This window comes from Flavobacterium sp., from assembly GCF_029945805.1.
In the GTDB taxonomy this organism is placed as follows: domain Bacteria; phylum Bacteroidota; class Bacteroidia; order Flavobacteriales; family Flavobacteriaceae; genus Flavobacterium.
Genome location: NZ_JAQSDH010000048.1, coordinates 106,431 through 116,832 on the forward strand (window position 1 = coordinate 106,431; position 10,402 = coordinate 116,832).

The following is a 10,402-nucleotide window of genomic DNA, read 5'->3' on the forward strand; positions in this document are numbered from 1 at the left end:
TTGTTAACTTTATTAAAATGACGATGAAAAAAATTGCAATCTTATTCATACTACTATCCACACAATTCATAAATGCCCAACAAGACAGTAGAGTAATCACTACTGGAGTTCCTTTTCTTTTAGTTGCTGCCGATGCTCGTGCCGCAGGTTTAGGTGATCAAGGAGTTGCAACTAGCACCGATGCTTTTTCGCAACAATGGAATCCTGCAAAATATGCTTTCGCGATAGACAAACAAGGTTTCACTGCCAGTTATACCCCTTATTTAACCGACTTAGTTAACGATATTTCATTAGGGCAAGCTACTTATTATAACAGATTTGGAGCCGAAGGAAGAAGTGCTTTTGCTGTGAGTTTACGTTATTTCGGTTTAGGTGAGATTGAATTACGACAAAATGCTGACGATCCCGCTCAAATCGTAAAACCAAATGAATTAGCGTTAGATGGATCGTATGCCTTGCAACTAAGTGAAAAATTCTCGATGGCTGTTGCCGGAAGATACATTCGCTCTGCATTAAGAATTCCTTCGGGAGATTCGGGAGATTCAAAACCGGCAAGTTCATTTGCAGTCGATGTAGCTGGATATTATGTAGGTGAAGAAACTGCATTCTCAGATTTTAACGGACGCTTACGCCTTGGATTTAATTTCCAAAATATGGGGCCAAAAATCAATTACGACGCTGGAGCTTCTGATGACAATAGCGCCAACTTCCTTCCTGCTAATATGAGAATTGGCGGTAGCTATGATTTTATCCTTGATGATTTCAATAAGGTTTCTATAAATGTGGAATTTGCTAAACTTTTAGTTCCAACACCACAAAGCTCAGATTTAAATGGTGACGGATTGGTTACTACTCCTGAAGAAGAAGCTTTAAGAGCACAAAACATAGCAGATTATAACAAAATCAACTGGGTTTCCGGAATTTTCTCTTCTTTTGGAGATGCGCCTGGTGGATTTAGCGAAGAACTTAAAGAGTTTACCTATTCTGTTGGAACAGAATATTTATATCAAGATTCATTTGCTTTCCGTTTAGGCTATTTCCACGAAAGCCCAATTAAAGGAGCGAGAAAATTTTTCTCTCTTGGAGCTGGATTCAAATATAACATTGTTAAAGTAGATGTTTCGTATTTGTTCTCGGCATCAAAAGTGAAAAACCCATTAGAAAATACACTGAGATTCTCGTTATCGTTTAACTTTGGTGATAAATATGACGAATATTAGTAGACCCTAAATAATAAAATCAAATCCAAATTTCTAAAAAGAGATTTGGATTTTTTTTCCGCGATAAGTAATTGAAAACATAGTCAACACGAATGAATAAAATAGAAATCAAAACATCGTTTACCGCATTTCAATCGATGGAAGAACTTCCAAAAGACGTTCAATCATTAATGGAAAAAGCTATAGAAATCAGAAAAAATGCTTACGCCCCTTATTCTAAATTTCGAGTTGGAGCCGCTTTGCTTTTAGATAATGGAAAAATTGTATTAGGATCTAATCAAGAAAATGCTGCCTACCCCTCTGGACTTTGTGCAGAACGAGTAGCAATTTTTCAATCGGGAGCTATTTATCCCGATGCAAAAATCATCAAAATGGCCATAACTGCTGCTTCAGATACTAATAAAACCATTACTCCTATTCCACCATGTGGCGGTTGCAGACAATCAATTTCTGAATACGAATTCAAACAAAATGCACCAATAGAAATCTATTTTATGGGTGAAATTGGCGAAGTTTACTTGTCCGATTCAATCAAAAATTTATTACCGCTAAGTTTCGATAAAAACTTCCTTTAGCAACAAAAAATTACCATTTTAAATTTTAGTTCTTACTTAGAATGTTTTACTTTTGCTTTTCGCAAATTTGTGAGTGAGTGAACTATTTTGCGTTGAAATATAATTACAACTTAAGAACGCTTTAGCAAAAAGTAAAAAATGAAAGAAGTAACAAAAGAAGTATATTTAAAGTGGTACGAAGACATGCTACTTTGGAGAAAGTTTGAAGACAAACTTGCAGCGCTTTATATTCAACAAAAAGTTAGAGGTTTTCTACACTTATATAATGGCCAGGAAGCCGTTTTAGCGGGCGCTTTGCACGTTATGAATTTGGGAGGAAAAGACAAAATGATTACAGCCTATCGTAATCACGTTCAGCCAATCGGAATGGGTGTTGATCCAAAAAGAGTAATGGCGGAACTTTTAGGGAAAGTAACAGGAACATCCAAAGGAATGGGTGGATCGATGCATATCTTTTCAAAAGAACACGGGTTTTATGGAGGTCATGGTATCGTTGGGGCGCAAATTCCTGTTGGTGCTGGTATGGCTTTCGCCGATAAATATTTCGAAACTGGTGGAGTAACACTTACCTACTTTGGTGATGGTGCTGCGCGTCAAGGTTCACTTCATGAAGCTTTCAATATGGCGATGTTATGGAAATTACCTGTAGTATTTATTTGTGAAAACAATGGATATGCAATGGGAACTTCTGTAGAACGAACTGCAAATCACACCGACATCTGGAAATTAGGTTTAGGCTATGAAATGCCATGTGGACCAGTTGACGGAATGAATCCTGTAAAAGTAGCTGAAGCGATGCACGAAGCTATGGAAAGAGCTCGTCGTGGTGACGGACCAACTTTCTTAGAAATGAAAACATACCGATACAGAGGACACTCTATGTCTGACGCTCAATTATACCGTTCGAAAGAAGAAGTAGAAGAATACAGAAAAATTGATCCAATCACACAAGTGCTTGACATCATCAAAGAAAACAACTATGCTACTGAAGCCGAAATTGAAACTATTGATGAAAGAGTTAAAGATTTAGTAGAAGAATGCGTAACATTCGCCGAAGAATCTGAATTCCCAACTGCACAACAATTATACGATGTAGTTTACGAACAAGAAAATTATCCTTTTATTCCACACAGACTATAATATTATGGCAACTAAAATAACAATGCCTCGCTTAAGCGATACAATGACAGAAGGAACTGTTGCCACATGGTTGAAAAAAGTGGGTGATACAATAAAGGAAGGTGATATCCTTGCTGAAATTGAAACCGATAAAGCTACAATGGAATTCGAATCTTTCAATTCTGGCACTTTATTATACATCGGAATTAATGAAGGTGAAACGGCGCCAGTTGATTCATTATTAGCAATCATTGGCAAAGAAGGTGAAGATATTTCAGGAATGACTTCAAGTGATGCAACAGCTGCAACTGAAGCTAAATCTGAAGAAAAAGTAGATTCAAAATCTGAAGAAAAGAAAGAAGAAGTTTTGGCAGACTCTAGCACGAAAGAAGAAGCTAACGTTGCACCAGCTTCAACCTCGATACCAAAAGGAGTTATAGTAGTGACAATGCCTCGTTTGAGCGATACCATGACAGAAGGAACTGTGGCAACATGGTTAAAAAAAGTGGGTGACGACGTAAAAGAAGGCGATATTCTTGCTGAAATCGAAACCGATAAAGCGACAATGGAATTCGAATCTTTTAATGCTGGAACTTTATTGTTTATCGGAATTAACGAAGGCGAATCTGCGCCAGTTGATAGCGTTTTAGCTATCATCGGACCTGCAGGAACGGATATTACCGGAATTGCTGAAAACTACAAAAAAGGCGGTTCTCCAATGGCAACAACGGAAACACCAAAAGCGGAAGAAGCGAAACCTGAAACGAAAAGTGAAGAAGCTCCAGTAGCAACTTCATTGGAAAGAATATTTGCATCGCCATTAGCCAAACAAATTGCTAAAGACAAAGGAATCAACTTATCTCAAGTTAAAGGTTCTGGCGAAAATGGTCGTATCACAAAAAGTGACGTTGAAAACTTTACTCCACAAGCTGTTGCTTCTGCACCAGCAAGTGATTCACCAAAATCGGATACGGCAGCTGCTCCAAAACCTTATGTTCCGGCTGGACAAGTTGCAACAGAAGAAATTAAGAATTCGCAAATGCGTAAAATCATTGCGAAACGTTTGGCAGAATCATTGTTTACCGCACCGCATTACAACCTAGTAATCGAAGTAACAATGGATGAAGCAATGAAATCAAGAGCAATCATCAACAGCGTTCCGGATACCAAAGTATCTTTCAACGACATGGTGATTAAAGCTTGTGCGATGGCTTTGAAAAAACATCCAAAAATCAATTCGCAATGGTCAGCAGATGCTATTACTATCAATTATCACGTGAATATTGGCGTAGCTGTAGCGGTTGAAGACGGATTAGTGGTTCCAGTTTTACCATTTACTGACGGTATGAGTTTATCTCAAATTGGCGCAAGCGTAAGAGATCTTGCAGGAAGAGCAAAAAGTAAAAAGTTAGCACCTTCTGAAATGGAAGGAAGCACGTTTACAATTTCTAACCTTGGAATGTTTGGTATAACTGAATTCAATTCGATTATCAATCAACCCAACTCTGCTATCCTTTCTGTTGGAGCAATTGTAGAAAAACCAGTTGTAAAAGACGGGCAGATTGTAGTAGGAAACACCATGATGCTATCTTTAGCATGCGATCACAGAACAATCGACGGAGCAACAGGAGCGCAATTCCTTCAAACTTTGAAAATATTTTTAGAAAATCCAGTTACGATGCTGGCATAATTATTTGTCTCCCTGAGCGCAGTCAAAGCGTCTAAATAGAATTAAACAAACTAATAAAACCCGTTCTTGGATTTCGAGAACGGGTTTTTCTTTTTATCTTAGACGCAAATAAAATTATAATGAAATCAAAGATTCACGAACACAAAAAAAACAATTATAAACTTGTGCTTAAAACAATAAGTTTATTGCTATTAATCTCAATTTTTGGTGCTTGCCAAAAAAAAGAAGTACCATCTAAAAAAGAAATCGTAAAAGACGCCCATTCCTTTTCAAATCCAGCAGAAGCGGTTGCGAAACATCTAGATTTGGACATTAAAGTCGATTTTGACACGCAAACCATTTCCGGAAAAGCTTCTTGGCAGATTGATAATATATTAAAAGGAAACGAAATTATATTCGATGAAAATACCTTAAACATTACAAAAGTTACTTTAGGCGATGACGAAAAAGAAACCAAATTCGAATTAGGAGCTGCAGTTGAATTCCACGGAAAACCACTTCGCATTACGATTGAACCCAATACTACTAAAGTCAACATTTACTACAGTACAACCAAAGAAAGTATTGCACTACAATGGCTAAAATCAGAACAAACAGCTGACAAAAAACAGCCCTTTGTATTTTCACAAGGACAAAGCATTTGGTCACGCACCTGGATTCCGTGTCAAGATTCTCCATCAGTTCGGTTTACGTATAACGCCAAAGTTACGGTTCCAAAAGAATTGATGGCTTTAATGAGCGCTGTAAATCCACAGCAAAAAAACGATACTGGAATCTACACTTTCAAACAAGATAAAGCGATCCCATCTTATTTAATGGCAATAGCTGTTGGCGATGTCGAATTCAAATCTATTGATAAAAGAACTGGAGTGTATGCTGAACATTCTGTAATTGACAGCGCAAAATGGGAATTTGCACAACTTGGAGATATGGTTGTGGCAGCCGAAAAACTATTCGGACCTTACCGTTGGGGAAGATATGATGTAATCGTTTTGCCGCCAAGTTTTCCTTTTGGTGGAATGGAAAATCCAAACTTAACGTTCCTTACACCTACTGTTTTAGCGGGAGATCGTTCATTGACCAGTTTATTGGCCCACGAATTAGGACACAGTTGGAGTGGAAACTTGGTTACCAACGCTACTTGGGATGATATTTGGATGAATGAAGGTTTTACAACTTATGTAGAACACCGAATTGGCGAAGAAGTATTTGGAGTCAAAGAAGCCAAAATGCAGGATGTTTTAAGCCGAAAAGTACTAGAAGGAAGTATAGCAGATTTAGGAAAAGACAGCCCGGACACTAAACTAAAAGCAAACACAACCGGAAAAAATCCTGACGATGCACTAAGTGATATTCCTTATGAAAAAGGATATGCTTTCCTGCAAACCATCGAAGCAGCAGTGGGACGCAAAAAATTTGATGCTTTCATTACAGAATACTTCAAAGCGCACTCTTTCCAATCCATTACAACAGAAGATTTCGTTACCTATTTCAATAAAAATCTTATCAAAGGCGACAAAGCTTTAGCTGATAAAATAAAATTAGACGAATGGATTTACAAACCCGGAGTTCCATCCAATGTGACAAATCCCGTTTCAGAAGAATTTAGTACTATTGATAACATCCAAAAAACGTGGAGAAAAACCGGAGTTAAAGGCCTAAGTCAAAAGATAAAATCAACCAACGAAAAACAACATTTCATTGATTACCTACCAAAGGATTTAACGGTTGAAGAAATGACTGCACTCGATAAAGAATTCAACTTTACCAATGGCGGAAACTTTGTAATTCGGCGCCAATGGTTCATTATGGCAATTCAACATCAATATAAATTTGCCTATCCGGCAATTGAAACATTCCTGACATCCTATAGCCGCACCTACTCCCTAACACCATTATATAAGGAAATGGTAAAAACTCCCGAAGGAAAAGCCTGGGCAAAACAAATCTATGCCAAAGCAAAATCGGGTTATCACGCAACAACTGTTGTTGAAGTTGAGAAACTAGTAAAATAAAAATACAACTCCTCAATTAGAGGAGTTTTTTTATGGCGTGTCCCCTTGGCCTGCCTTGAGCCTGTCGAAAGGGGCAGGGCTGTCCGTTATATCTTTTTACTGTTTAGAACTTATGCTTTAATCTACACAATCTGAGTAAACAGTAAAAAGGATGCCACTTCCATCCCTCACGCAATGCCTAAGTAAACAAGAAAAAAAGTTCTAATAATACGCGCAAATTCGTATATTCCGTAACATTCGTGCGCCAAAATTTAAAACGGGACGTATCTTTTTTATCGGGTAGACAATTATCGCTTTACAATCTTAATCGTTTTTTGAGCTGTATCTCCCTGAACTATTCCGATATAATTTCCAGCTTGTAAACTTGACAAATCAACAGCAATAGTAGTTCCGTTAAAAGTATGCTCATAAACCTTTTGTCCCAATAAATTATAAACCAAAATCGATTTTACAACAGTATTCGATTCAATACTAAGAACATCCTTGACAGGGTTAGGCGAATAGCTTAATGTTAGAATTTCATTATCGGTTACACCTAAAGTAACTTGAATTGTAACTGCAAATCTTGCCGTGCTCTGAATACCACCAACAGTTTGTGTAGCGTAATAAGTAACTCCATTCACCAAAACAGTGTTCAAAGGCAATGGTGTTGCATTACTATATGGAGTTGCGTACCACTGAATATTTTCACCAACAACAACTATATTTGCTAATGTAGATCCTGCCGGAAAGCTTTGCGAAGTTAATCCTGTTGGCGCCGGAATGGATGAAGTCGCTATTTCAACACCAGTGATAATGTACGGATCACAACTATAATTTATTCCACCTTCTGTATCCCATATAGTGATACTATGCTGCCCAAAAGAAACATTGTTAAAAATAGTGCTTGTTTGTCTCGTTCCATTATCCAAACTGTATTCATAAGTGCCATAACCGTTAATCGAATCAACAATAACACTATGTACTCCTGACAAATCAATTGTCTGATATCCACTTGTATTTTGAATTGGTAATGCCTGTCCGGATTGAATAACATCAAAACTTGCTGAAGTAGTAGCACATGCCAGCGTACTATTACTTGTTACACGAACGGTATAACTTCTTGTGGATCCTGAAGGTGAAGCAGTATTAACAGTATACGTTGAACCTATTGCTCCAGGAATTGGAGTCGTTGAACCATCCTCAAACCATTGGAAAGTATAAGCAGAAGGATTCACAATGCCACTATTTAATGTTAAATCTCTAACTACAGCATTAGTTACAAAGTCCACACAAATCGTATTCACTCCATTTGGTGTAGTGATTATCGGACTCGGATAAGACTCTACAGTAATATTGATCGTCGTAATGGCATAACAGAATGGTGTAATGGTGTTACTGCTGTTCTCAACTTTCACCCAAACCGTATCTGTAAAAGGATCGTTTTCATACGCCTGTGCTTCTGCTGCTGTAAGTGCATTGGTACCTGCTACTGCATTGGCTAAACTGGTATAATAACTTAGTAAAAATACCGCTGGATTTTGTCCGTTTAATATTGATGAAGCGTATTGTGTTAAATCTATTCGAGATACTCCATCATAGGGATCATTATAATTATCACAGTCTGAAAAACTCTGTGGTCCTGTGGAAAAAGCTTGCTGTTGTACTACTAAATTTAATACGCCTGCAGCATTTACGCAGCCTGTAGCGTTGTTTACAACTCTTATGTAAATAGTTTGTGAGTTTGGTGTTACATTGGAATAACTAGACGGCAATGGAGTTTGACCCACGTTAGTCAAAGGATTAGCTCCAGAAGCAGTCAAATAATAACTAATCGTAAAATTTGCTGGCAATTGGGCTGGACCTAAAATGACTTGCGCCAGTGCAGGGTAGGTCAGATCAAAAACAGCTATTCCATCGCCATTATTATCGCAAACTCTGTAGGGAGCAAGTGGCTGAACTACCGTTGGCAAAGGGTTCACCCTTAAGGCTTGTTCTACGATTACATAACAATTGTTTCCTTGATAATCTACTCTGTTGTTCTCCACACGAATAAAGACATTATCGCCAGCTAAAGCATTTGTTGGATCTAGTATTTCATTTTGTGGTACTAATGCATCCGCAAGGCTATAATAATAATGGAACGTTAAACTCGGATCACCGTTTCCAATGTATGCTTCATTAACGGTTAAATCAAATACTTCCATCATATCTCCCGGATTGTTGTCATCACACTTAGGTGCCAATGCCGGTGGATTGGTATTTGGTGTTGGAATCGGTAAAACCCGAATATCAAGTGTTGTACTACTTCTGCAGCCGTTAGGCGATGTAACTACAACTCCAATGGTCTGAACCGCCGGAATAAGATTTACATAATTTGTCGGATTTACTATTGCATTGATATTATTTAAAGCATTCTGAAAAGTTGGATAGTAAGTAACTATGTAACCAGCTATTCCCTGACTTATTTCATTATCTTTTACTGTTAAATCAAAAACATGCATTTGATTATTTGGACTCGCATCATCATCACATACCTGTAATGATGTTGGAGTTGTCAAACCAAGAGGAGTGTTAATTGTAATTCCAAAACTACCTAGTTTATAACAACCCGTTGCATTATTTTCAATTCTTGCCCAAATAGTCTGCCCATTTGTTGCAGAATAACTTGTATCTGGTATTATAGTGCCAATTCCAACATCTGCACTAGCTTGACTTGCATAATAACTAACAGTATAATTATCAGGAGGTAAAGATTGTTGATTCAGTATAGAAGGCGTTTCAATTGTTAAATCAACCAAAGTGCTCCCATCCTGAGGATTGTTGTCGGCATCACACAATACAATATTGGTCAACTGCACAGCAATTGGGCTTGGATTAACATTTAATTCAAATGACCCAACCGCAAAAATAGTAGTATTTACATCTCTAATTCTAACATAAACTATCTGAAAAAATGCATTTAAATTAAAATAAGAAGTCGCATTACTTATACCACCGCCATCAGCATTTGCGTCAGTCAAAGTCTCATGATAAGAAATAACATAGTCGGAAGAAGAACCCGTTTGAGCAGCTAAGATAACTGCATCTTGAACTGTTAAATCAAAAACGGTAAACCCATCCTGATTAGCATCGCAAACTGAAACAGTCGGTAAAGTTGGCACCGTTGGATCAACAAAGCTTAAAGAAGCAGCATTTGCTACAGAAACCTGGCATGTAAATAACAGCAGAGCAAAAAGGTAAATAGTCTTCATGAAAATAAATTTTCTCAAATGTAAAGAATAATTGACAAGAAAAACAATATAAAATTACTTGTCAAATAAATTTGGGCGTGTCCCTCCGGGTCGGGCTGTCCGTTATATCTTTTTACTGTTTAGAACTTATGCTTTACCATTCATAATCTGACAAAACAGTAAAAAGGATGCCACTTCCATCCCTCACGCAATTAAATACTTATTGCATCACAAGAATATACCTTACACCAAAAGAATATTGTCTAGCAACAGAAGGATATTGAGTTACATCAGATAGATATTGACTTATTCCAGATAAATATTCAGTTACATCAGATAGATATTCACTTACATCAAATAAATATTGGTGTACATTGTATAGTATAGATATTAAGTTACACCAAAAGATATGGACAACCATCAGCATAAAGTAACCTGTTCAAATAAAAAGAACCTCTATCTAAGAAGTCTAAAGATCTAAGCCAATCTAAAATATCAACATAACAAAAAACCCTATCCAAATAAATGAATAGGGTTTCTAAAAAAAGATTTGACCCGAGGCCAGAGGCCG

General features: G+C 37.3%; 6 protein-coding genes. 5 read left to right on the forward strand and 1 reads right to left on the reverse strand.

The window, feature by feature from the left end:
* The first annotated feature begins 23 nt into the window (after positions 1 to 23).
* From porV to PSU83_RS13655, 5 genes are all read left to right on the forward strand, one after another.
* A complete protein-coding gene (gene porV, locus PSU83_RS13635) occupies positions 24 to 1,220 on the forward strand; it encodes a type IX secretion system outer membrane channel protein PorV (RefSeq protein WP_300590097.1) in 1,197 nt (398 codons plus the stop codon).
* Between the two features lie 92 nt (positions 1,221 to 1,312).
* Entirely contained in the window at positions 1,313 to 1,795 is a 483-nt protein-coding gene (cdd, locus tag PSU83_RS13640) for a cytidine deaminase (protein WP_300590098.1), read from the forward strand.
* 138 nt (positions 1,796 to 1,933) lie between these two features.
* Positions 1,934 to 2,935, forward strand: coding sequence for a pyruvate dehydrogenase (acetyl-transferring) E1 component subunit alpha (gene pdhA, locus PSU83_RS13645; protein ID WP_300590099.1), 1,002 nt, complete (start codon positions 1,934 to 1,936; stop codon positions 2,933 to 2,935).
* Between the two features lie 4 nt (positions 2,936 to 2,939).
* Positions 2,940 to 4,604 carry a pyruvate dehydrogenase complex dihydrolipoamide acetyltransferase gene (locus PSU83_RS13650; RefSeq protein WP_300590100.1) on the forward strand — a complete coding sequence of 555 codons (1,665 nt, stop codon included), beginning with the start codon at positions 2,940 to 2,942 and terminating at the stop codon, positions 4,602 to 4,604.
* 119 nt (positions 4,605 to 4,723) lie between these two features.
* Positions 4,724 to 6,619 (forward strand): M1 family metallopeptidase, encoded by a 1,896-nt coding sequence (locus tag PSU83_RS13655; protein WP_300590101.1) that lies wholly within the window; start codon positions 4,724 to 4,726, stop codon positions 6,617 to 6,619.
* A 287-nt stretch (positions 6,620 to 6,906) separates the two neighbouring features.
* Here the strand turns inward: PSU83_RS13655 and PSU83_RS13660 are convergent, their stop codons facing one another.
* A complete protein-coding gene (locus PSU83_RS13660) occupies positions 6,907 to 9,852 on the reverse strand; it encodes a T9SS type A sorting domain-containing protein (RefSeq protein WP_300590102.1) in 2,946 nt (981 codons plus the stop codon).
* Positions 9,853 to 10,402: the final 550 nt, after the last annotated feature.